At 63.9% G+C, this 21413-nt stretch carries 21 protein-coding genes; 13 read left to right on the forward strand and 8 right to left on the reverse strand.

The features are described 5' to 3' along the window. Window positions 1-50: 50 nt before the first annotated feature. Window positions 51-830 (reverse strand): 5'/3'-nucleotidase SurE, encoded by a 780-nt coding sequence (surE, locus tag WD006_RS17075; RefSeq protein WP_011518527.1) that lies wholly within the window; start codon window positions 828-830, stop codon window positions 51-53. A gap of 166 nt (window positions 831-996) precedes the next feature. Continuing rightward, window positions 997-2193, reverse strand: coding sequence for a 4-hydroxybenzoate 3-monooxygenase (gene pobA, locus WD006_RS17080; protein WP_029309328.1), 1197 nt, complete (start codon window positions 2191-2193; stop codon window positions 997-999). A 127-nt stretch (window positions 2194-2320) separates the two neighbouring features. Between pobA and WD006_RS17085 the strand changes: the two genes are divergently transcribed. Continuing rightward, window positions 2321-3250 (forward strand): helix-turn-helix domain-containing protein, encoded by a 930-nt coding sequence (locus tag WD006_RS17085; RefSeq protein WP_011518525.1) that lies wholly within the window; start codon window positions 2321-2323, stop codon window positions 3248-3250. A 3-nt stretch (window positions 3251-3253) separates the two neighbouring features. Here WD006_RS17085 and pcaD read toward each other — a convergent pair whose 3' ends face one another. From pcaD to pcaH, 4 genes are all read right to left on the reverse strand, one after another. Continuing rightward, window positions 3254-4432, reverse strand: a complete 1179-nt coding sequence (gene pcaD, locus WD006_RS17090) for a 3-oxoadipate enol-lactonase (protein WP_011518524.1) — start codon at window positions 4430-4432, stop codon at window positions 3254-3256. A gap of 33 nt (window positions 4433-4465) precedes the next feature. Then, the gene (locus tag WD006_RS17095; RefSeq protein WP_051723388.1) at window positions 4466-5821 is read right to left on the reverse strand and encodes a 3-carboxy-cis,cis-muconate cycloisomerase; all 1356 of its coding nucleotides are present in this window, start codon (window positions 5819-5821) and stop codon (window positions 4466-4468) included. A gap of 121 nt (window positions 5822-5942) precedes the next feature. Next, on the reverse strand, window positions 5943-6512 hold the full coding sequence (pcaG, locus tag WD006_RS17100; protein WP_011518522.1) for a protocatechuate 3,4-dioxygenase subunit alpha: 570 nt from the start codon (window positions 6510-6512) through the stop codon (window positions 5943-5945). 4 nt (window positions 6513-6516) lie between these two features. Continuing rightward, window positions 6517-7230 carry a protocatechuate 3,4-dioxygenase subunit beta gene (gene pcaH, locus WD006_RS17105; RefSeq protein ID WP_029309326.1) on the reverse strand — a complete coding sequence of 238 codons (714 nt, stop codon included), beginning with the start codon at window positions 7228-7230 and terminating at the stop codon, window positions 6517-6519. 105 nt (window positions 7231-7335) lie between these two features. On the opposite strand from pcaH, the gene WD006_RS17110 reads away from it, so the two are divergent. From WD006_RS17110 to WD006_RS17140, 7 genes are all read left to right on the forward strand, one after another. Further along, entirely contained in the window at window positions 7336-8289 is a 954-nt protein-coding gene (locus tag WD006_RS17110; RefSeq protein WP_029309325.1) for a LysR substrate-binding domain-containing protein, read from the forward strand. A gap of 279 nt (window positions 8290-8568) precedes the next feature. After that, on the forward strand, window positions 8569-9948 hold the full coding sequence (locus WD006_RS17115; RefSeq protein WP_029309324.1) for an aromatic acid/H+ symport family MFS transporter: 1380 nt from the start codon (window positions 8569-8571) through the stop codon (window positions 9946-9948). 127 nt (window positions 9949-10075) lie between these two features. Next, the gene (locus WD006_RS17120) at window positions 10076-10582 is read left to right on the forward strand and encodes a shikimate kinase (protein WP_029309323.1); all 507 of its coding nucleotides are present in this window, start codon (window positions 10076-10078) and stop codon (window positions 10580-10582) included. A 99-nt stretch (window positions 10583-10681) separates the two neighbouring features. Further along, window positions 10682-11059 (forward strand): hypothetical protein, encoded by a 378-nt coding sequence (locus tag WD006_RS17125; protein ID WP_011518516.1) that lies wholly within the window; start codon window positions 10682-10684, stop codon window positions 11057-11059. Window positions 11060-11074: 15 nt separating this feature from the next. Beyond that, window positions 11075-11566 carry a type II toxin-antitoxin system VapC family toxin gene (locus WD006_RS17130; RefSeq protein WP_425648220.1) on the forward strand — a complete coding sequence of 164 codons (492 nt, stop codon included), beginning with the start codon at window positions 11075-11077 and terminating at the stop codon, window positions 11564-11566. A 65-nt stretch (window positions 11567-11631) separates the two neighbouring features. Continuing rightward, window positions 11632-12018 carry a cupin domain-containing protein gene (locus WD006_RS17135; RefSeq protein WP_011518514.1) on the forward strand — a complete coding sequence of 129 codons (387 nt, stop codon included), beginning with the start codon at window positions 11632-11634 and terminating at the stop codon, window positions 12016-12018. A gap of 23 nt (window positions 12019-12041) precedes the next feature. Then, the gene (locus WD006_RS17140) at window positions 12042-12677 is read left to right on the forward strand and encodes an MliC family protein (RefSeq protein WP_011518513.1); all 636 of its coding nucleotides are present in this window, start codon (window positions 12042-12044) and stop codon (window positions 12675-12677) included. Between the two features lie 127 nt (window positions 12678-12804). On the opposite strand, the gene WD006_RS17145 is transcribed toward WD006_RS17140, so the two are convergent. Together WD006_RS17145 and WD006_RS17150 are read right to left on the reverse strand one after the other, a co-directional pair. Further along, a complete protein-coding gene (locus WD006_RS17145) occupies window positions 12805-13911 on the reverse strand; it encodes a fimbrial protein (protein ID WP_227874004.1) in 1107 nt (368 codons plus the stop codon). A 333-nt stretch (window positions 13912-14244) separates the two neighbouring features. Then, the gene (locus WD006_RS17150; RefSeq protein ID WP_029309322.1) at window positions 14245-14973 is read right to left on the reverse strand and encodes an aspartate/glutamate racemase family protein; all 729 of its coding nucleotides are present in this window, start codon (window positions 14971-14973) and stop codon (window positions 14245-14247) included. 195 nt (window positions 14974-15168) lie between these two features. Between WD006_RS17150 and WD006_RS17155 the strand changes: the two genes are divergently transcribed. From WD006_RS17155 to WD006_RS17175, 5 genes are all read left to right on the forward strand, one after another. Then, on the forward strand, window positions 15169-16383 hold the full coding sequence (locus WD006_RS17155) for an EAL domain-containing response regulator (protein ID WP_029309321.1): 1215 nt from the start codon (window positions 15169-15171) through the stop codon (window positions 16381-16383). A 237-nt stretch (window positions 16384-16620) separates the two neighbouring features. After that, window positions 16621-17130 carry a sigma-70 family RNA polymerase sigma factor gene (locus WD006_RS17160; protein ID WP_029309320.1) on the forward strand — a complete coding sequence of 170 codons (510 nt, stop codon included), beginning with the start codon at window positions 16621-16623 and terminating at the stop codon, window positions 17128-17130. Further along, complete coding sequence (locus tag WD006_RS17165) at window positions 17127-18104, forward strand: FecR domain-containing protein (RefSeq protein ID WP_029309319.1); 978 nt, start codon at window positions 17127-17129, stop codon at window positions 18102-18104. The genes WD006_RS17160 and WD006_RS17165 overlap by 4 nt, the downstream gene beginning before the upstream one ends. A 96-nt stretch (window positions 18105-18200) precedes the next feature. Continuing rightward, on the forward strand, window positions 18201-20666 hold the full coding sequence (locus WD006_RS17170) for a TonB-dependent siderophore receptor (protein ID WP_029309318.1): 2466 nt from the start codon (window positions 18201-18203) through the stop codon (window positions 20664-20666). A 9-nt stretch (window positions 20667-20675) separates the two neighbouring features. Continuing rightward, window positions 20676-21386 (forward strand): hypothetical protein, encoded by a 711-nt coding sequence (locus tag WD006_RS17175; protein WP_029309317.1) that lies wholly within the window; start codon window positions 20676-20678, stop codon window positions 21384-21386. Window positions 21387-21413: the final 27 nt, after the last annotated feature.

Here is a 21413-nt window from a genome sequence, read left to right on the forward strand (position 1 = left end):
GGCTACCCCGAGGTCTGCCTCGGACTTCCCCCTCCACCTTTGTGCCGCACTCAGGCCCGCATCAGGTTGTCCGCCAGCGCCACTGCGGCTTCCTCGCTGGTGCGCTCGAAACGCAGCGGCGTCACCGACACCGCGCCACGCGCCACCACCATCGCCTCCGCATCGTCCACATCGGGCCTCGGGCCGCGCGAGAACTGCAACCAGTGATAGGGGAAGCCGCGCGGGTCCACGTGCGCGCGGACGTCGATCGCATTGATCAGCCCGACGCCCTGCCGCGATACCGTCAGCGGACCGGCCGCATCGGCTTCAACGTCCGGGAAATTGACGTTCAGGCACGCGTCATCACTCCAGCCCGCCGTCACCAGTCGACGAATCACATCACCTGCCAGCGCCCGGGACGTCCCCCATTTCACCGCATTGCGATCCTTGAAAACCTGGCTCAGCGCGATCGAGCGGATGCCCAGCAGCATGCCGGTCATGGCTGCGCCGACGGTGCCAGAGAATACGGTTTCGAGACCGAGATTGCCACCACGATTGATGCCGGACAGCACCAGGTCCGGGGGCGTATCGCGCATCACGTGGCGTACTGCCATCACGACGCAATCTCCCGGCGTACCGCTGATGCCGAAGCGGCGCGGGCCATGCTCGGTGATACGCAGCGGATCATGCAGGCTGATCGAGTGCGAGGTGCCGCTTTGATCGTGCTCGGGCGCGACGATCCAGACTTCGCGCGCGATCGTGGCGGCGACCTCCGCCAGCACCGCAAGGCCCGGCGCATCGATGCCGTCGTCATTGGTCAGGAGCACGCGTTCGACTACAGGTTCAGACATGGAATAGGCTCAGGTGGTTGGAGAAGGCCCGCCGCGCAGCCCCGAAGCGCCGCGCGAAAGCGACCCTTACTTTAGCCGATCCCGCTCCATTCCCGCTGACTATCAGCCCTTGATATGGGTTCGCGACCGCCCCGACGTGGACGTCGGGCGCAAACCCTCGTCACACTCAGCGCGGCAGGCCGACATAGTTTTCCGCGAGCGAACGGCATGCGACTTCGGAGCCGACCAGGTAGTCGAGTTCGGCTTGCTGGATGCGGTGCGCAAACGCGTCGGCGTCTGGGAATCGGTGCAGCAACGACGTCATCCACCACGAGAAACGCTCCGCCTTCCAGACGCGGCGCAGGCACTTCTCCGAGTACATGTCCAGTTCGTGCGAGTCGTCGTGCTGGTAGTGCGCGATCAGGCCATCGGCCAGGTAGAGCACGTCGCTGGCGGCCAGGTTCAGGCCCTTGGCGCCTGTTGGCGGCACGATGTGCGCCGCATCGCCCGCCAGGAACAGCCGGCCGTAGCGCATCGGCTCGCACACGAAGCTGCGCAGCGGGGCGATGCTCTTTTCGATGCTCGGGCCAGTGACCAGCGCCTCTGCCGCGGCCGGGTCCAGGCGATGGCGCAGTTCGTCCCAGAAGCGGGCATCAGACCAGTCCTCGGGTTTCTCCGTGGACGGCACCTGCACGTAGTAGCGGCTGCGGGTCTTCGACCTCATGCTGCACAGCGCAAATCCGCGTTCGTGGCTGGCGTAGATCAGTTCGTCGGCCACCGGCGGGGTCTCGGAAAGAATCCCAAGCCAGCCGAAAGGATAGACACGTTCGAAGATGCGCTTCGACGGTTCCGGCACGCTGGCACGGCTGACGCCGTGGAATCCATCGCAACCGGCGATGTAATCGCAGACCACCTCATGCTCGACACCATCCTTGCGATAGCACACACGTGGGCGATTGCTGTCGAAATCGTGCAGCGAAACATCCTCGGCCTCATAGACCGTCGGCACGCCCGACGCCTGACGCGCGGCCATCAGGTCTCGCGTGACCTCGGTCTGCCCATAGACGGTAACGTCACTGCCGATCAGCGCATGGAAGTCGATGCGGTGGCGCTCGCCGCCGAACGACAGTTCGATGCCGTGGTGCACCAATCCTTCGTCACGTAGCCGGCCGTCAACACCGGCACGCTTCAGCGCCTCTACCGTCACGCATTCGAGAATGCCCGCGCGAATGCGGCCGAGAACATACTCGGGGCTGCGTTGCTCGATGACGATGTTGTCAATGCCCGCGACGGTCAGCAACTGCCCAAGCAGCAGCCCGGCAGGACCTGCGCCAATGATGGCGACGCGCGTGGAACGGGAATTGATCGAGCCATTGGGGGCCATGGCGAGTCTCCTGGTTTGTGTGTGTTTGTTGGGCCTAACGATAGAGCCTCGCGCGCCCTGCAGGAATGGACAGATCGAACCATCGAAGTGACAATCCGAACATTCAGGGTTCACCCGATATGCCCCCATGAGAACCGTTCCGACCTACTCGCTCTATGGCGTAAATTCCTCGGAGCCCCTGCTGGATCAGCTCCATTTCGAGTCCATCGCCTCGCGCAGCCAGCTCTACGCATGGGAGATCAAGCCACACCGGCACGAACGCTTCCTTCAATTTCTGTACATCCATCGCGGCAGTGGGGAGGCCCTGCTGGAGGGCCGCAAGGAACGACTTGCAAGCGGGTCGCTGATCACGGTGCCACCGCACCACGTGCACGGTTTCGTGTTCGCGCCCGACGTCGACGGCATCATCGTGACGATGACCGACACCTACCTGCGCACGTTGCTGGCCGGCTTGCCGGGGACGGTGCCGCTGTTCGAGCACCCACGGCATGACCGCGTGGCGCGACGCCACGCGCTGGCGGGCACGCTGGCGCTGTTCAGGGAGGAGATGGAATCGGTATCGCCGTGGCGCGGCGCATCGCTATCGGCGTTGCTGACGCTGATGCTGGTGGGCATCGCGCGCATCGCCGAGGCGTCGGCCCCGGCGAAGACGCAGGCCGGCAGCCGGCCGGCCCGGCACTTCCGGCAGTTCCAGCAACTGTTGGAGACCGACTATCGCGAACAGAATGACATCGCGTACTACGCCGGGGCGATCGGCGTCACCCCGACGCAGCTCAACCGCATCTGCCGCCAACTGGCCGGGCATAGCGCATTGCAGCTCATTCACGCACGCGTGCTGGCCGAAGCGCAGCGCGACCTGCTCTTCAGCGATCTCGACATCAAGCAGATCGCGATGACACTCGGCTTCTCGGACGCAGGCTACTTCTCGCGCTTCTTCGCGCGGCTGACCGGGCAGACGCCCACCGCATTCCGTGAATCGGGCCGCGCCCGCCTGCCAGCGTTCGCAATCAAGGACGCCTTGAACGCGACAGATATGGCAGGCGCGGCGGACGCCTAAGCATCAACCGCGTGCGCGATCCAATTCTGCAAACACTTCCCCGGCCATGTGGAATGCCGAGTTGGCCGCCGGCACACCGCAATAGATCGCGGTCTGCAACAGGACTTCCTTGATCTCGTCGCGCGTGACGCCATTGTTGGCGGCTGCACGGAGGTGCAGCTTCAGTTCCTCGGAACGGTTCAGCGCCACCATCATCGCGATCGTGATCAAGCTGCGCGAATGACGTGGCAGCCCTTCACGCGTCCAGATCTCGCCCCAGGCATAGCGCGTGATCAGGTTCTGGAATTCCTCGTTCAGCGGCGTCAGCCGTTGCAGCGAACGGTCGACGTGCGCGCTGCCAAGCACTTCCCGGCGCACGGCGAGGCCCGCATCGTAGCGCGCCTGATCATCCGTCACCGGCAGGCGGCCGTTGATGAAGTCAAGCAGCGCGGCAGTAAAGCGCCCCGGCTGCTCGCGGTTCGAGAGATGCGCGGCGTGGAGCTCTACATAGATGGCCCCGGGAATGGCTGCGGCCAGTGCCCTGCCCTCTTCCGCGGTGGTCGACGGATCGTCGCTGCCGGCGATCACCAGCACGGGTACCGGCATCGTCTTGACCGCCTCGCGCAGGTCGGCATCGCGCACGGCGGCGCAACTCGCCGCATACCCACGCGGATCGAGCCCCGCCAGCACGGCACGCAGATCATCGAGCGCGCGTCCGGACGTGGCGACGAACGTCGGCGTGAACCAGCGGCCCAGCGATGCATCGACCATGCCGCCCAGGCCATCGCGAATCACCGCGTCGATGCGCGTATTCCAGGATTCGGCCGTGCCAATCTTCGGCGCGGTATTGGCCAGCACGATCTTCGAGAAGCGTTCTGGCGCATACGCGCCGAGCCACATGCCCGTCAGACCGCCCATCGAAAGGCCGCAGAACACGGCCTTGTCAACGTGAAGCGCATCGAGGATGGCCAGCACGTCGCGGCCCAATGTCTCCACGGTCAGCGAAGTCTCGGTCGTAGTGGATCGGCCGTGGCCGCGCACGTCGTAGCGCACCACGCGAAAACGGCCAGCCAGCGCGTCGGCCTGGGGCTGCCACATCGTGTGATCGGTGCCGAGCGAGTTCGAGAAAACGATGACCGGTGCGTCTTCCGGTCCGTCGACGGTGTAGAACAGCCGGGCGCCGGCTTGATCGAGGTAAGGCAAGGGAGTCTCCTGTCAGGCCTGGTCTTGGTTCTCTTAGTTCTGTGGGTTCGCGCGTAGCGCCTGCCATGCGGCAACGGCGGCATCGGCGAAACGTTCGGATTGCCCAGCGTACTGCGCCGGATCGCTCAGGCGGTCGAGCGCGGCGTCGTCGAGCAATCCCGCATGATTCGGATCTTCGGCCAGTGTGCGGGCCAGCGCGATACGCAGCGTGGTGTCTTCCGCCACCGCGCTGCGCGAAGCCTGCTCCACGAGATGGTGAGCCTGCAACCGGCCGATGCGCCGCCCCAGTTCGAGCATGGCTGCCTCACCGAGGATCAGGCCATGCGTGATATCGAGGTTCGCGCGCATACGGGCTTCATCGACCTGCAGCCCGGACACGACGTCTGCCATCTGGCGCAGCGCGCCTGCCGCCAGCGTGACGATCTGCGGCAGCGTGTCCCATTCGGCCTGCCAGCCACCGAGCGCACGCTCATGTTCCTGTGTCATGCCCGCAAGCATCGTCGCCACCAGCGGTGGCACACGCGTCGCCGCGGTCAGCACCGCCGCGCATCCCACCGGGTTGCGCTTGTGGGGCATCGTGCTCGATCCACCGCGTCCCGGGCCAGATGGCTCGGCTACCTCACCAACCTCGGTCTGCATCATCAGCGAGACATCGCGCGCCATCTTGCCCAGCGTGCCGGTCAACATACCGAGCGCGGTGGCCACTTCGACCAGACGATCGCGATGCGCGTGCCACGGCAGCGCGGGCACATCGAGCTGGAGTTCGGCGGCGAAGCGGGCCGCCACGGCCGGCGCGTCATCGCCCAGGCTGGCAAGGGTGCCGGCGGCGCCACCGAACTGGATCACGCGGACCTGCGCCCCAACGTGGTCTAGCCGCGTCAGATCGCGACGCAAGGCATCGAGCCAGCCGCCGGCCTTGCAGCCAAACGTGGTGGGCAGCGCATGTTGCAGCCATGTGCGTGCCACCATGGGCGTGGCGCGATGGGTCGCGGCCAGCGTCGCGCAGGCATCCCCCGCGCGCAGCAAATCGACGACGATCTCGCGCAGGGCATCGCGCAGTTGCAGCACGAGCGCAGTATCGATGATGTCCTGGCTGGTTGCGCCCCAATGCACGTAGCGGCCAGCGTCGGCGTCGCGCTGGGTGACGGCTGCAGTTAATTGCTTGACGAACGGGATGGCGAGATTGCCGGCGGATACTGCCGCCTGCGCCAGCGCCTCGAGGTCGATCACATCGACCCTGCCGCAGACTTCAGTAATGACGGCGGCGGCAGTGGCGGGAATCACGCCGCACTGCGCTTCGGCACGCGCGAGCGCGGCCTCGGCATCGAGCATCCGGCGTACGGTGCCAGTATCGGAGAAGACCTCGAGCACGGCGGGACTGCCGAACATCGGGTCGGTCAGGCGAGAAAGCGTGGGCATCGTCGGTGGGGGCAAACCGGTGGTAATGCGCCGATTGTCATGCAAAGCAGGGCACGGGGGAAACCCCGCGCCCTGCTTGCAGTGCATCAGATCAGATATCGAAGAACACGGTCTCGCCCGCGCCTTGCAGCACGACGTCCCAGCGGTAGCTGTTCTGGCCATTCGGCTGCGCGATCAGCGTGGCGCGACGCTCGGCCGGCACCAGCGCCAGCACGCCGTCGGCGGCGTTGGCCGTGGTTTCCTCGGGGAAGTAGATGCGCGAGGCGACGTGCTTGACCAGCCCGCGCATGAACACCGACACCATGATGTGCGGCGCCTGTGGGCGGCCTTCCACGTCGGGCACGGCGCCGGGCTTGACGGTAACGAAGCGGAACGACCCGTCGCCCTCGGTCGGCACCCGGCCGAAACCGGTAAAGCCGGGGACCAGCCCAAGCTCGCGCTTGTCTTCCGGATGGCGATAGCGGCCAGCCGGATTGGCTTGCCAGATCTCGACCATGCCATCGGGCACAGGCTCGCCGTTGCCATCGATAACGCGGCCTTCGATCACGATGCGCTGCGCGGCCAGGTCGGGCGCGTCGGCGGTCAGGTCGGCGCAGTTCAGGCCGGCCAGGCCGATATGCAGGTAGGGTCCAACGGTCTGGGATGCGGTGGCGTACAGCATGGCCTTACTCCATCGGCGTGGCATCGCGGCCGCGCAGCACGATATCGAAACGGTAGCCGAGCGCGTACTCGGGGGCGGTGTTTTCCCAGTCGAAGGTCGAGATCAACCGATTGCGTGCCTTCTCGTCCGGCACGCAGTTGAAGATCGGATCGAACGGCAGCAGCGGATCGCCGGGGAAGTACATCTGCGTGACCAGCCGCGTGGCATACGCGTTGCCGAACAACGAGAAATGGATGTGCTGCGGCCGCCAGGCGTTATGGTGGTTGCGCCACGGATAGGCGCCGGGCTTGATCGTCTTGAACTGGTAGCGGCCGTCGGCATCCGTGATGGTGCGGCCCTGGCCCGAGAAGTGCGGGTCGAGCGGCGCATCGTGCTGGTCGCGCTTGTGCACGTAACGGCCGGCGGCGTTGGCTTGCCAGACCTCGATCAGCGCATTCGGCACCGGGCGGCCGTTTTCATCGAGCACGCGGCCTGTCACCAGGATACGTTCGCCGATCGGCTCGCCACCGGTGCCTACGGTCAGGTCGTTATCGCCCTCACGGACAAACTCGGGGCCGAAGGTCGGGCCGGTGACCTCGGAAAGCGATTGCGGCAAGGCGATCAGCGACTGGCTCGGCGAGCGGAGTTGCGTCGAGGCATACGGATCGAAACGGTACTCGGGCTGGGTGTTCCAGTACGGCCGACGGTACTGGTCCGGGCGGGCGGAGCGTGGGGGCATCGTGCTGTCTCCGTGGTTGTGTTGTGTGAGTGAATGGGCTCGACTGTATTCAACGCCATAAGTCATGTAAATTGAGTTTTTCCGCAATTTGAATGATTTTTTGTTATGCATGGTAGCTCGCCGTCACGTGAAGCCCGCATCGACACGTTCCGCAGCCGGATCCGGTTACGCCATCTGCACTGCTTCGTCGCTGTGGCGCAAACCCAGCATCTGGGCCGGGCCGGGGAGCGCCTCGGCCTGACACAGCCGGCCGTCTCCAAGACGCTGACCGAACTTGAGGAACTGGTCGGTGCCCGGCTGCTGGTGCGGCAGCGTGCAGGCACGGACCTGACCGCCGCCGGGATGCGCTTTCTGCGCCAGGCGCTGCGCGTGCTCGAGGACCTCGACGCCGTGGCGGACAGCCTGGCCGGCGCTGACGCCGCGCGGCAGGAGCGTATTCGCGTGGGTGCGCTGCCGAGCATCGTCCCGGCTTTGCTGCTCGAGGCAGTGACCGACTTCCGCGCGAATCACCCGGAAGTCGGACTTGCGGTGCAAAGCGGCATGAACCGGACGCTGATCGACCTGCTCAAGGCTGACGTGCTCGATGTGGTGATCGGCCGCATGGACGACCCCGGCGCGATGGAGGGGCTGTGGTTCGAATCCCTCGCAGCCGAACCACTGGTGCTCGCGGTGCGGGCGGGCCATCCGCTTGCCGGCAATGCTCGCCCGACGATGCGCGACGTGCTGGCCTGGCCGATGGTGGTGCCGGCGGTGGGCTCGATCCCGCGCCACAGCACCGAGAGCCTGCTGGCGCGACACGGATTCGCCTTGCCGGCCGGCTGTCTGGAAACGGCCGATGGCTACTTGGGCCGGCTCGTGACACAGCAAGGCGACAGCGTCTGGGCGGCACCGCTTTCGGCAACGCGCCGCGCCGTCGCGGCCGGCGAACTGGTGCTGCTGTCCGTCGACACGCAAGGCACCGAAGAGCCGATCGGATTGCTCCGCCGGAGCGATCGCACACTTGAGCCGGTGGCCGAAGCATTCGCCGATACGATCCGCCGCATCGCGGCCAGCCGATAGGGTTGCCGTCGGCACTCGCTGCCGCCTGCCCGGTTTTTTCCCGATATTCCGCATTCCCCGCGCGCCCTTTTCCGCTGAGGCATCGCGGCGGATACGCGGGCTCCAGCCAACCGTGTCTTGCGGGTTTACGCCGATATTTCGCGCGCCGAAACGCTGCGTATGATCCGTTCCTACTGAGAACAGTGGTTCGCCCTTAGAACAATAAAGGCGAAACGGCCGCGCCAAACGCCCGTCAGAAATGCGAGAGCGGTCGCCGACAGATCCGAAACGGAGACAATCATGTCCCATGCCCCGCACTCAGCGACCAGTACGCTAGACGTCCAGTCGCTCATCGACAGCCAGCGCTTCTCCGCGTATCAATGGCTCATCCTAGCCCTATGTTTCCTTATCGTCGCCGTAGATGGCTTTGACACAGCGGCCATGGGCTACGTTGCGCCGGCCCTGGTACAGGATTGGGGCATTGAGAAATCGTCACTTGGCCCCGTCATGAGCGCCGCGCTGTTCGGCCTGGCCTTCGGCGCGATCTTTGCGGGGCCGATGGCCGATCGCGTCGGCCGCAAGAAGGTGCTGGTGCTGTCCGTGTTCTTCTTCGGTGCCTGCAGTCTTGCCACGGCATTTGCGCCGACGATCTGGTGGCTAACTGTCTTGCGATTCCTGACCGGCCTCGGCCTGGGCGCCGCCATGCCCAACGCGGTAACGCTGATGTCCGAGTACGCGCCAGCGCGCCGCCGCGCGGTACTGGTCAACACGATGTTCTGCGGCTTCCCGCTGGGCTCGGCCGCCGGCGGCTTCTTCGCGGCGGCGATCATCCCGCAGTTCGGCTGGCATAGCGTGCTGGTCTTCGGTGGCGTAGTGCCGCTGGTACTTGCGGTGGTGCTGGTGACTACGCTGCCGGAGTCGGTCCGCTATATGGTCGTGCGCCAGTACCCCGCCGACCAGATCCGGCAGGTGCTGGCGCGCGTGACCGGCGCCCGAGTGGATGGCGCAGGCGTCTTCACGATCAGCGAGGCCGCGCCCGCGTCGTCGTCGGCCATCGGCACTGTGCTGGCGCCGCGCTATCGACTGGGCTCGACCATGCTGTGGCTTACCTACTTCATGGGACTGGTGATCTTCTACCTGCTGACGAGCTGGATGCCGACGCTGATGAAAGACGCCGGTTTCTCACTGCAGCGTGCGTCCTTCCTGACCGCCCTGTTCCCACTTGGCGGCGGCATCGGCACCATCGCGGCTGGCTGGTTCATGGACCGCTTCAATCCGAACAAGGTCATCGCCATGACCTACGCCCTGACCGGCGTGCTGATCTATGCCGTGGGCCAGGTCGCCAGCGGCGATCAGGTGGTGCTGGGCGTGTTGATCTTCCTGGCCGGCACCGCGATGAATGGGGCGCAGTCGTCGATGCCGTCGCTGGCCGCCGCGTTCTATCCGACGCAAGGCCGCGCCACCGGCGTGGCATGGATGCTCGGCATCGGACGATTCGGCGGCATCACCGGCGCACTGCTCGGCGCCGAACTGTTGCGCCTGCATCTGGGCTTCGACGTCATCTTCACGCTGCTGGCGATCCCCGCGTTCGCCGCCACTGCCGCGCTGGTCGCCAAGCATGTGGGCGCCCGGGGCGCGGCCCCCGTCGACACTGGCGGAGCCATGGTGTCCGGGCACTGAGACCGGCCGGCGCCGCCCAGGCGCCGGTGAAGTTGCCCCATACGTGCTACCGTTCGGAGGTACCAGTGTCCAGCGCGCGATCTTGGATCAGCAAACCTCCGGAGACAATCTCTTCTTCATCGGCTTCATGGGCGCCGGCAAGACGACGATCGGGCGCGCCGTGGCGCACGAGCTCGGCCGCCCGTTCTTCGACACCGACCACGAGATCGAGACGCGCTGCGGTGTGCGGATCGCCACGATCTTCGAGCTCGAGGGCGAGGAAGGCTTCCGCCAGCGCGAGTCGCGCGTCCTGGATGAACTGACGCAGCGCAGCGGGATCGTGCTGGCCACCGGCGGGGGCGCGGTACTGCGTCCGGAGAACCGCGCCATGCTGCGTGCGCGCGGCCAAGTGGTCTACCTCGACGCCTCGCTGCCCGAGATCTGGCGCCGCACGCGGCGCAACCGCAACCGTCCGCTGCTGCAGACCGACAATCCGCGCGCGCGGCTCGAGGCGCTGTTTTGCGAACGCGACCCGCTGTACCGGGAAATTGCCCACATCGTCATGCCAGCCCATGGTGGCAGCATTGCCCAGGCTGTCGCCAATGTCCTGGCACGGTTGGACCTTGCGCCTCCCGATCCATTCCCCCACGCATGAAGTGACCACTCATGACCAATAACTCAAGTGAGTTATTGGTCCGCAAGCTACTCTGGATGCACACTTGCCGGGGGTCAGTCGACACGACCCTGAAACGACTTGGCAACTCTTGCTGCCCCGGCGATCCCGCGCGCCGGGGTATTTTCTTTTGCGGCACCGCTTCTGCCGACAAGGGCCGACTCGATTGCCCTGTATCAAACCTCAAACCTCTCGGCACAGACGGACACAACTTTCCACCCCGCCATGGTGCACGATGGCGACCTCTTCAACGACTCAGCAAGGAGGTCCACCATGGAGATGACACACCACCCCGACACGCAATGCCTCAACCGGGCGACAGATGGTCAATGCCCCGTCGAAGCGCAGGACCAGCCCTCGAATCCAGCAGTCGCGCAATCCAGATCCCTTGCCGCGCTAATCCTGGCAATTCCTCCCGGCGACGCCAGCGATGAATGGGATTTCGCGCGGGTCCAGTGAGCGGAGCGACCGAGCATGTATCTGGTCGACACCAACATCATCAGCGAGCAACGCAAGAGCGCCCGGGCGAACCCGGGCGTGCTCGAATTTTTTGAGGATGCCGCCGCCAACGGTCGCGAGATATTTCTCTCGGTCATCACACTTGAAGAACTGCGACGCGGCGTGGAGCTCAAGCGCTTCCGCGGGGACCACAAGCAATGCCAGGTCCTGGATGACTGGGTGCTGACGGTACACCGGCGCCATACCCACAACATCCTCGGCATCGATGCGCAAATCGTCGAACTCTGGGGCCATCTGAGCGTGCCCGACACGCAAAACTCACTCGATAAACTGATCGCTGCCACAGCGCTCGTGCACGGACTGACAGTCGTAACGCGCAACGTCCGGGACTTCGCGAACACCGGCGTCCGAATCCTGAACCCCTTCAGCGACGTGCCGTCCGTGCGACGGGTTCTCGCTTTATGCCCACGCTTACTCCGCGGGCGATGCCAGGCGGCACGGTGCTGAGTCAAGGAAGCAGCCGGCCATGAGACTACACTTACAGTTTCAACGCCGTCTTTATCGCTTCCGCTGTGAACTCCACGACTCAACCCTCTCTGCCAACCTTGACCGACTTCCTGGGCCGTCCGGCGCCGAGCCACGACAATCCGCGGCCGGACCGACTCGTGAAAGGCAACCCTGATCGCACCACCTGGACGCACTACAGCGCCACCCAGGGCGACTTCGACTGTGGCATCTGGGCGTGCGAGCCAGGCGCGTGGCGCATCGCTTTCCCCGCCGGCAAGGAAGAGTTCTTCCACGTCATCAGCGGCCGCTTGCGCATTACCAGCCTGGCCGGCGAGGCCCGTGAGTTCGGGCCCGGCGACGCCTGTGTGATTCCCGCCGGATTCGAGGGCGTGTTCGAGGTGCTCGAGCCCGTGCGCAAGCATTTCGTCGTTATCGATCGCAACGCCAGTTGATTTCATTCTCAGGAGACCGTGCCATGCCCATCCGTCTATCCGTTCCGACCGTAGCACTGGCAATGCTTGGCACCACCAGCGTGGCAATGGCCGCCAGCCCAAGCTTCGATTGCGGGAACGCCAAAGGACAGGTGGAGCAATTGATCTGCAAGGACGATACGTTGGCACGACTCGATCGAGAAACCACCCGGCTCTACGGAATGGCGCTCGACGCCCGATCATTGCCGGCCCCACAGAAGAAAACGCTCCTGGCGGAGCAGCGCGGCTGGATCAAGGGCCGCAACGACTGCTGGAAAGCCAGCGATGCCGGGGTCTGCGTCGCTGCCAGCTATCTGGAGCGCATCCACGAGCTGCGCCACGCCTATGCTGGTGCTCGCACGCAGGACGACAAGGGCATCAGCCGCGGCCCGTTCGATATCCGCTGCCCAGACGTCAAAGCCGTGATTGCCGGCACATTCGTACAGACAGAGCCGGGGTTCGCCTATCTGCGCTGGCTCGATCAACAACTGGTACTGACGCAAACGCCTGCTGCTTCAGGCGCACGCTATACGGCCACGACCGCTAATGGGGAAGCAGTGTTCTGGGACAAGGGGCCGGACGCACAGTTAACGCTCCCCGGCAAGGCGGATATGAACTGCCGCGTAGGCATAAGAGACTGACAAGCGCGGGGACCACGAATCACCAGGTCCATTCAACGGGCCCAAGCGGACCCTCGGAGCGATTGCACCCAAGATGTACAACACGCTCTGTTCATGACCAGACAATCAGATACTCAGTGCTCGTACCCTACTCGTACATCATGGTGAAGATCGAAGTTGCATCCGCTCGCCCGCCTCTTACAGGCTCGCCAGTCAAAATATATCGTCCACCAAAACTGTAGGTACTTGCACCATCTGGCGCCCGCGCTGTCAGCAGCACCGGCGTCCGCAGTTGCAGCGGTACTCCAACCGAACTCAGCAATTGCACGCCTATGCCCGAGGCATTCGATGAGTTAGGTGTGAGGCCAAGGATATCGGGCTTTCCGGCTATCGCCGTCACTGGGTCGAACTGGATAGATGTTCTCGGGCCAGAAACGCAATTCATAGTAATCCGGAACGGTATCGTGGGTCCGTAAGCACCTGCCTGACGCCCACTGAACCCGTTTGGATAGGCAACCTCTCGCATATTGACGCTTACATTCCGGGAGCCCGCGGCAACCGAGCAGGAACGCGTATTCATTGTTCCCATGATGCTGACTTGCGTGAGAGTCACGCTGTTGCTTGCGTTATCGGCTGCGGTCACTCGCAACTGGCCCCCAACATATCGAAGTGATCCCGCCTGCCAATTTGGCGCTGTCTTGATGACTTCCACGCGTACTCGCAGACCGCCTGTGCCATATGCGGGTCGCATGGATGGCAGGGAATTCTGCAAGTCTGCGGTGAACGACAGTGGGATAGCGGTCGCTCTGGTGGGTGTGCCGTAATACGAACTCGGATTCCAGATATAGATCCGCACGCCAACGCCCGCCAAATTCGTGGGGTAAACATCATTCCAATACCCTTGCACCGGGGTGCCTAGCATCGAGAAATAGACTTTTGTCTTGACCCGGAGATTTCCGATAGGGCTTAGATTCCCAGCCGGAAGATTTTGGCACCAGCCCGCATTATGACCGCCGTAGGCATCCCAGTCGCCAGACACGGTGTAAATCACCGATCCAACTGGCATACGGTCGGCGGTAGCTTCAGAAACAGTGCCAAGATTAATATTCAAGGTAGCCACTGGTGACGTCGAGGTACACCAGGCTGCCATAGCAGGAGACCAGGCCAAAAACAGGAACACGGACGCCAGCCAACGGTTTCTCCAATTTGAGGCAAGTATTTTCAACAATGCAACCCCGACGATTTCGAATGACAAACGTACATCCGCATACGTTAAGGCTGCACAGAGTGCCACAAGGACCCGGCCCCCTCCATCGCAGTTGTCCGAATATTGGACTGATAGCCGCAAGCGGCAAGCATCACGCACAAGCGATACAAGCCGCCCTGCCTTGCGGCGCTCAGGGCAAGAAAATGCCTCAAGTCGCAGGACAACTTGAGGCAAGGGAAACATGGCTCCGGGGAGTCACTCCTCGAACCAGCGATGTCCACGCCATTCGGCGCGGACAGGCCCGAGAATAAAACGCCCCCTGACGCAACAACATAGAGAACGTTCGAATCCGGGCGACAAGTCCATCTTGGAGCGTCGCATCTATCCGGGCAGAAGCGCCTCAGGCCACCTGGCCACCTCCCCGGCTGCAAGCGCCACCGCTGCCATGGCATGTAGCTCGGTGGTATCGAATGTCGGCAATGCCGAATCCTCGGGCTTGATCAGCAACGTGATTTCCGTGCAGCCGAGAATCACGCCCTGCGCACCACCGGCTTTCAGCGATTCAATGATGCGCTGATAGACTGCGCGCGATTCACTCCGCACGACGCCGTGACAAAGCTCGTCGTAGATGACGTCGTGCACAAGCGTACGGTCATCCTGATCCGGTATCACAACCTGGATACCATGGCGCTGTTCCATTCGGGCGCGGTAAAAATCCTGCTCCATGGTAAATCGCGTGCCGAGCAGGCCGACCCGTTCGATACCGGCACGGCGCAGCGCGTCCGCGGTCGGGTCGACGATATGCAGGAAGGGCACTTCGAGCACCGCTTCAATAGCGGGGGCCAGCTTGTGCATTGTGTTCGTGCAAAGCACGACAAAATCGGCGCCGCCGGCTTCGACCTGGCGTGCCGCCTGCTGCATCTGGCTTCCCAAGTCCTCCCATCGCTCCGCGTGCTGTAACGTTTTGACCTCTTCGAAGCAGACAGTGACCATGACGCTACGGGCATTCCTGTGTCCGCCCAGGCGGGCCTTCATCCCCTGGTTGATCAGCCGGTAGTACTCGGCCGACGACTCCCAGCTCATGCCGCCAATCAGTCCTATTGTTTTCATCCTGCGCATCCCTTTGCTTTCATCTCCGCTCAAGCATGGACAAATCACCCCCGAGTGCCGTGGAGAAACCTCTGCATCTTCGCCGAGAAACCTCGGATCGAATGGCGTTGCCCCTACCAATATGGCCTGTCCTTTCTCATAAAGCTCCGTAGAATTCAAGTACTTCGCTCTCCACCTGCCATCGCAGAAAGCCCCATGCCCGCCCAATTCGAAGCCCTGCGAGTCCTGATCGTCGAAGACCATCCGTTCCAGCGTGCGGTAGCGGGCCACTTGCTCCACCGGCTGGGTGCCATGAATACCCATGCGGCGGCAGACGGGCGCGAGGCGGAACAGGCATTGCGCGAACAGGCGTTCGACCTGGTCCTCTGCGACATTGATATGCCCAACTGCAACGGACCGGAACTGATGGCGCGGCTGACCCGCGATCGCGAGCACGCGTTCTTTGGCACACCGCCGACTTGGGCATGGACCAGCAGTCTGGCACCAGACATCCTCGATTCGCATCGCGCCTTCGCCAGCGAGCACATTTTCCCGCGCGTGTACGCGCTGGCCAAGCCGCTGAATTTGATAACGCTTCAGGCCATCCTGGAAGAGGTCGCAACCAGCAAGAGCGTGCTGAACATTGCGAACCACAACGGGCCAACCGACGACGAGTTGCGTGATCTGACCAGCCACCCGGACGCGCTCGTCTTCATGCTCCAGCCACAGTTTCACATTGCGACCGGTCGCCTTGCTGGTGCGGAAGCGCTTTGCCGCTGGCAGCATCCGAGACTGGGCCTGATACCGCCCACGCTCTTCATCCCCCAGCTCGAAGCGCTGGACGCCGCCGATGTGATCTTCCTCACCGCGATCGACCGGTGCCTTGCGGCTCTGATTCTTCTGGCCAAGGCCGGCGTTGCCGTGCCAATCAGTGTCAATGCGTCGGCGCAGACGCTCTGCCGACCTGGCCTCGTGGAGCGGCTCGAAAGCGTGGTCGCCGCAAGCGGCGTGCCGCGCGCACGGCTGACACTCGAATTGACCGAGGAAACCACCGTCCGGGATCCTTTCGCGCTCGGCATTGCGCTCAACCGCCTGCGGCTGCTCGGCTACCGCATTGCCATCGACGACTTCGGTATCGGCATTGCCACGCTGAAACTGCTGGCGGACCTTCCATTCACGCAGATGAAGGTGGACAAGTCATTTGTCAGCCAGATGCTGGCCGGAAACCAGCGCGCCACGATTTGCCGCAGCATCATCCGGCTGGCCAAGGATCTCAGCATGGAGTGCGTAGCCGAAGGCGTGGAAACGCCTGCGCAGTGCGCGGCGCTTCACGCACTCGGGTGCGATATCGGCCAGGGATACCTGTGGGCACCGCCCGAGCCCATCGACGTGTTTCTCAATGCCGCGCCCGGCCGTTACGGACAGGAATGATTGCCACACGATGGCACGCCATCCCGTCACCCTGAAGCACCGGCCTTGATAGCACCCGCGAGCGCCTTAATCATCTCTTTCGATTCACCTGCTGTGCCCCCAGGCGCAACCAGGCGCTCGGCGTGGTAGCTACACCACTCCGAGCATTGCATGGCTTCGCGGCAATCCATACAATAACGATTCTCATTTACAAACAATCTAACCTCAGCCGGCCCATCGGGCGACAAGGAATGGACGATGGCCGCCGACGCTGGCCCACATCACGATATCCAAGCGCTCTACAGCTGCCACCATCGCTGGCTGCTCGGCTGGCTGCATCGGAAGATCGGCTGCTGGCACCGCTCAGCCGATCTCGCACATGACACCTTCATGCGTCTGCTGGCGCGTGAGGAAGCCCTGGCGATCGCCGAACCCCGCGCGTTCCTGACGACCGTCGCCCAACGGGTGCTGGCCAACCAGTGGCGACGCGAGAAGCTCGAGCAGGCGTATCTGGAAGCCCTCGCCAGCCGGCCGGCCGCACTGGCTCCTTCCGAGGAAGAACGCGCGATCCTGCTGGAAACCCTCAACGACATCGCTGAACGGCTCGACGGATTGCCTGTGGTGGTCAAGCGCGCGTTCCTGATGGCGCAGCTCGAAGGCCAGAGCCAGGCCGATATTGCTTCCGCCTTGCGAATCTCGGTGACGACGGTCAAGCGCTATCTGGTTCGCGCCGGCACAAAGTGCTATTTCGCGATGTCCCTCGCATGAGCGCGCAAGATCTGGGGATACCACCGCACGTGGCACTCGCCGCAGTGGAATGGTTGGTAACGCTGCAAGGCGGTGAAACGGATGGGGCATCCCACGCCGCGTGGCGCCATTGGCTCTCTCAGCATCCCGACCACGCGCGCGCCTGGGCGCGGATCGAGGCAGTGAATGCGCGGCTGCGCGACGTCGCGTCGCCACTGACCACGGCCGTCGCGCACGCGGCGCTGACTACGCCGCGCTCCGCGAGTCGCCGCCGGGCCGTCCAGGCGCTGGTGGTTGCCTTCACCGGCGGCGCGGCAGCATGGGCTGCGCGAGATCACGCGCCATTGCAGGACTGGCTGGCCGATGTAAGTACGGCCGTGGGTGAGCAACGTCTTCTGTCGCTCGCGGACGGCACGCAGATCAGACTCAATTCCGATACCGCCATCGATATCACCTTCACGGCCACCGAGCGGCGTGTTGTCCTGCGACGCGGCGAGATCCATGTCCAGACAGCCCCGGATCGACACTGGCCAGCGCGCCCATTCATCGTCGCAACCGCCTCGGCCACGCTACGCCCAATGGGCACCCGGTTCGCGGTGCGCGTATCGGGTGACGCCGGCTGGATCGCCGTCACCGAAGGCGCCGTCGCGGTTCAGCCACAGGCGGACCCTACTGGCGGACGCATCATCGCCGCGGGCAAGCAGGCACGATTCACCCCGGCGAGCGTCGGTGCGCCCACGCCGCTGCCCGAGAGCGATACCGCCTGGACCGACGGCATGATCGTCGCCACGGACATGCGCCTGGCGGATTTCCTCGCCGAGGTCGACCGTTACCGACCCGGGCGGCTGCGCTGCGCCCCGGACGTGGCCGATCTGCGCGTGTCCGGCACCTTTCCAGTAGCCGATACCGATCGCATCCTCGATGCCCTTCGCACCGCCCTCCCCGTGCGCATCCATTTCCTGACGCGCTACTGGACAACGGTCCTTCCCGCCTGACGTTTCGTTTTTTTCCGCCAAGGAGTGGTCTGTTCTGGATTCTCGCGTGACATAGGAGATGAGACCTACTTTCACGCCTCTCCCGCAGTCGAATCCATGCCATCCCGAATCCTGGCGCTGCCGCGCCGCCGCTCCACCGCTGTTCTGAAAAACACGATCCTGCTGGCCGCCCTGTACGGCGCCGGCGCCCTATCGGCGATCGATGTCATCGCGCAGGGCACGACCGCACAGACCATGTCACCGCTTCGCACCTATGACATTCCTGCTGGGCCGTTGCAGCCCACGCTGAACCGCTTTGGCCGCGAAGCCGGCATCCTGCTGGCATTCACGCCCGAACAGGCCGCCAACCACCAGAGTCCGGGCCTCCGAGGCCAGTACAGTGTGCACGACGGACTCGATACGATCCTGCAAGGCACCGGCCTCGCCGCATCAGCACAGGCCAACGGCAGCTACGTGCTGGCACGCAAAGTCACCCATGCCGAGGGCCAGCCTGCCACCGATGGCCACGTGGCCGCGCTGCCGCCCGTCACGGTCAGTGCCGATGCCGAGAACTATCGCGCGCCACCCACCACATCGGTGCTTCGGTCGGACGTACCGTTGATGGATACCCCGCAGGCCGTCAATGTCGTGCCGGCGCAGGTCATGGCCGACCAACGACCACGCAACCTCGACGACGCCGTCAACAACATCAGCGGCATCACGCAGGGCAACACGCTGGCCGGCACGATGGACGCCATCATGAAACGCGGCTTTGGCAACAACCGCGACGGCTCCATCATGCGCAATGGCATGCCGCTGGTACAAGGCCGCAGTCTCAACGCTAATGCCGATAGCGTCGAGGTACTCAAGGGACCTGCGTCACTGCTCTACGGCATCATGGATCCAGGCGGCGTGATCAACATCGTCAGCAAACGCCCGTCGCTGCAGCGTTCCACCTCGCTTTCGCTGTTGGGCACGACCTACGGTCACGGCAAGAACGGCGCGGGCGGCACGATCGACACCACGGGCGGCATTGGCACCACCGGACTGGCCTACCGGCTGGTGGCCGACTACGTCGACGAATCGTACTGGCGCAATTTCGGCGAGCACCGCGAGACGTTGATCGCACCTTCGATAGCCTGGTATGGCCAGGATACCCAGGTCAATCTGTCGTACGAGTACCGCAAGTTTCTCTATCCATTCGATCGCGGCACGGCACTTGATCCGCGCACGATGGAACCACTACCGATTCCAAGCCGCCGGCGCATCGACGATCCGCTCAATGAAATGCATGGCGAATCGCACCTCGCGCAACTGACCGTCGACCATCAGTTCCATACGGACTGGCGGGCCCATTTCGCCTATAGCTACAACCGCGAAGGCTATGACGCCGGACAGTTGCGCAATACCAGGATTAACCCCGTCACCGGCGCCGTCACTCGCCGCAACGATGGCACGGACGGCGCGTTGAGCACCGACAGCTACGGCGTGGCGTACGTCAGCGGCAATTTCCGCGTCGCCGGCTTGCGCAACGAACTGCAGATGGGCATGGACAGCGAATACCGTCGTATCTATCGACAGAACATGTTGCGCCAGAAGGCCACCGCACCATTCAATTTCTGGAACCCGGTCTATGGCCGCGAGGTTCCATCAACCACGATCTCAGCGAGCGACAGCGACCAGACCGACACCCTGCACGCCACGTCGCTGTTCTTCCAGGACAGCCTGTACCTGACGGACAAATGGATCCTGGTCGGCGGCGCACGCTACCTGAGCTACAGCCAGGTAGCCGGACGCGGCCGACCGTTCGTCACGAACACGAATATCTCGGACCAGAAGTGGCTGCCGCGCGCCGGCATCGTCTACAAATGGACGCCGGCGCTTTCCCTCTACGGTAGCTATACCCAATCGCTGAAGCCGAATTCGACGATCGCACCGCTCAGCGGCGGCGCGGTGATCGACGCGTCGATCGCCCCGGAACAGGCCCAATCCTGGGAACTCGGTGGCAAGGTCGATCTGGCCAGCGGGGTGAGCGGCACGCTGGCGCTGTTCAACATCGACAAGCGCAACGTGCTCGTCTCGCAGTTCAACCCGACCACCGGACTGACCGACTGGCGCACATCGGGGCGCGCACGATCGAGCGGCGTGGAACTCGACGTAACTGGCCAGATCGGCCTGCGCTGGAACGTGATCGCGAGCTACGCCTATATCGACGCCAAGACCACTGAAGACCCCAAGTACGCCGGCAACCGGCTCTGGAACGTTGCACAGCACACGGCCGCGTTGTCGGCGGTCTACGACTTCGGCGAGATATTCGGGGGTGACCGCCTCCGGCTCGGCGGTGGCGCGCACTACGTCGGCAATCGTCCCGGCGATTCGGCCAACAGTTTCTGGCTGCCAGCCTATACGGTGTTCGATGCCTTCGCCACCTACGAAACGCGGGTCAGCGGACAAAAGATGCGTATGCAGCTCAACGTCAAGAACCTGTTCAACCGCGTGTACTACCCGTCGGCGGTCAACCAGTATGCGGTCGCCGTTGGCAACCCACGTCAGGTCACGTTGCTGACCACTTTCGAGTTCTAAGGATTCACGATGCCAGTTTCCCTGCTCCGCCGCGCGCTGACAATCGGCGTCATGCTCGCCACCTGCGGCATGACGTCCAACACCCTTGCGACCACCGCTTCGCGCGGCACCATCGCGCTTGTCATGCAATCCAATGGGCCGAATGCCGACGTCGACCAGAATATCCGTATCCACCTGGAAGGACGCGGATTCACCGTCAGGATGCTGAACCAGGACACCCCGGCATCGAACGCAGGTGACGTCCGCCTCGTGATCCTGTCGTCAACGATCTCCGCCAAGCAGGTCAGCGCGGGCTGGCGCGAATTGGCGGTGCCGCTGCTGACCTGGGAGAACGACTTGCTGGACGATCTGGCCATGACAGGCAAGCGTCTGGACACCGACTACGGCGAATCCCGGCGCGAGCGCTTCGTGTGGCTGGTCAACGCCCCGCATCCGGTCGCGGCAGGGCTGCCGGCTGGCGCCACGAACGTGTATCGGAAACAGGCGGCGATGAATTGGGGCAAGCCCGGACTCGGTGCCAGCATCATCGCCACGCTCTACGGGCAACCCGAGAAGGCGGTGATCTTCACCTACGAGAAAGGGGCAACGATGGACTACGAGTCGCTCGCGCCCGCCCGTCGCGTGATGTTCTTCCTCGGCAACGATACGTTCACGAACCTGTCCGGCGCGGGTATCAAGCTATTCGATGCTGCGATCGACTGGGCCACGGGAGACAGGTAGAGCGGCCTGGCAAGGCTGGCAGGCCGC

The organism is Cupriavidus sp. Met-2, from assembly GCF_049843575.1.
Classification (GTDB): Bacteria; Pseudomonadota; Gammaproteobacteria; order Burkholderiales; family Burkholderiaceae; genus Cupriavidus; species Cupriavidus metallidurans.

Coding starts and splice junctions, on each gene's coding strand:
- surE (WP_011518527.1), bottom strand. CDS start 830: ATGTCTGAACCTGTAGTCGAACGCGTGCTCCTGACCAATGACGACGGC.
- pobA (WP_029309328.1), bottom strand. CDS start 2,193: ATGGCCCCCAATGGCTCGATCAATTCCCGTTCCACGCGCGTCGCCATC.
- WD006_RS17085 (WP_011518525.1), top strand. CDS start 2,321: ATGAGAACCGTTCCGACCTACTCGCTCTATGGCGTAAATTCCTCGGAG.
- WD006_RS17095 (WP_051723388.1), bottom strand. CDS start 5,821: ATGTTCGGCAGTCCCGCCGTGCTCGAGGTCTTCTCCGATACTGGCACC.
- pcaG (WP_011518522.1), bottom strand. CDS start 6,512: ATGCTGTACGCCACCGCATCCCAGACCGTTGGACCCTACCTGCATATC.
- pcaH (WP_029309326.1), bottom strand. CDS start 7,230: ATGCCCCCACGCTCCGCCCGCCCGGACCAGTACCGTCGGCCGTACTGG.
- WD006_RS17110 (WP_029309325.1), top strand. CDS start 7,336: ATGCATGGTAGCTCGCCGTCACGTGAAGCCCGCATCGACACGTTCCGC.
- WD006_RS17115 (WP_029309324.1), top strand. CDS start 8,569: ATGTCCCATGCCCCGCACTCAGCGACCAGTACGCTAGACGTCCAGTCG.
- WD006_RS17120 (WP_029309323.1), top strand. CDS start 10,076: ATGGGCGCCGGCAAGACGACGATCGGGCGCGCCGTGGCGCACGAGCTC.
- WD006_RS17130 (WP_425648220.1), top strand. CDS start 11,075: ATGTATCTGGTCGACACCAACATCATCAGCGAGCAACGCAAGAGCGCC.
- WD006_RS17140 (WP_011518513.1), top strand. CDS start 12,042: ATGCCCATCCGTCTATCCGTTCCGACCGTAGCACTGGCAATGCTTGGC.
- WD006_RS17150 (WP_029309322.1), bottom strand. CDS start 14,973: ATGAAAACAATAGGACTGATTGGCGGCATGAGCTGGGAGTCGTCGGCC.
- WD006_RS17155 (WP_029309321.1), top strand. CDS start 15,169: ATGCCCGCCCAATTCGAAGCCCTGCGAGTCCTGATCGTCGAAGACCAT.
- WD006_RS17160 (WP_029309320.1), top strand. CDS start 16,621: ATGGCCGCCGACGCTGGCCCACATCACGATATCCAAGCGCTCTACAGC.
- WD006_RS17165 (WP_029309319.1), top strand. CDS start 17,127: ATGAGCGCGCAAGATCTGGGGATACCACCGCACGTGGCACTCGCCGCA.
- WD006_RS17170 (WP_029309318.1), top strand. CDS start 18,201: ATGCCATCCCGAATCCTGGCGCTGCCGCGCCGCCGCTCCACCGCTGTT.
- WD006_RS17175 (WP_029309317.1), top strand. CDS start 20,676: ATGCCAGTTTCCCTGCTCCGCCGCGCGCTGACAATCGGCGTCATGCTC.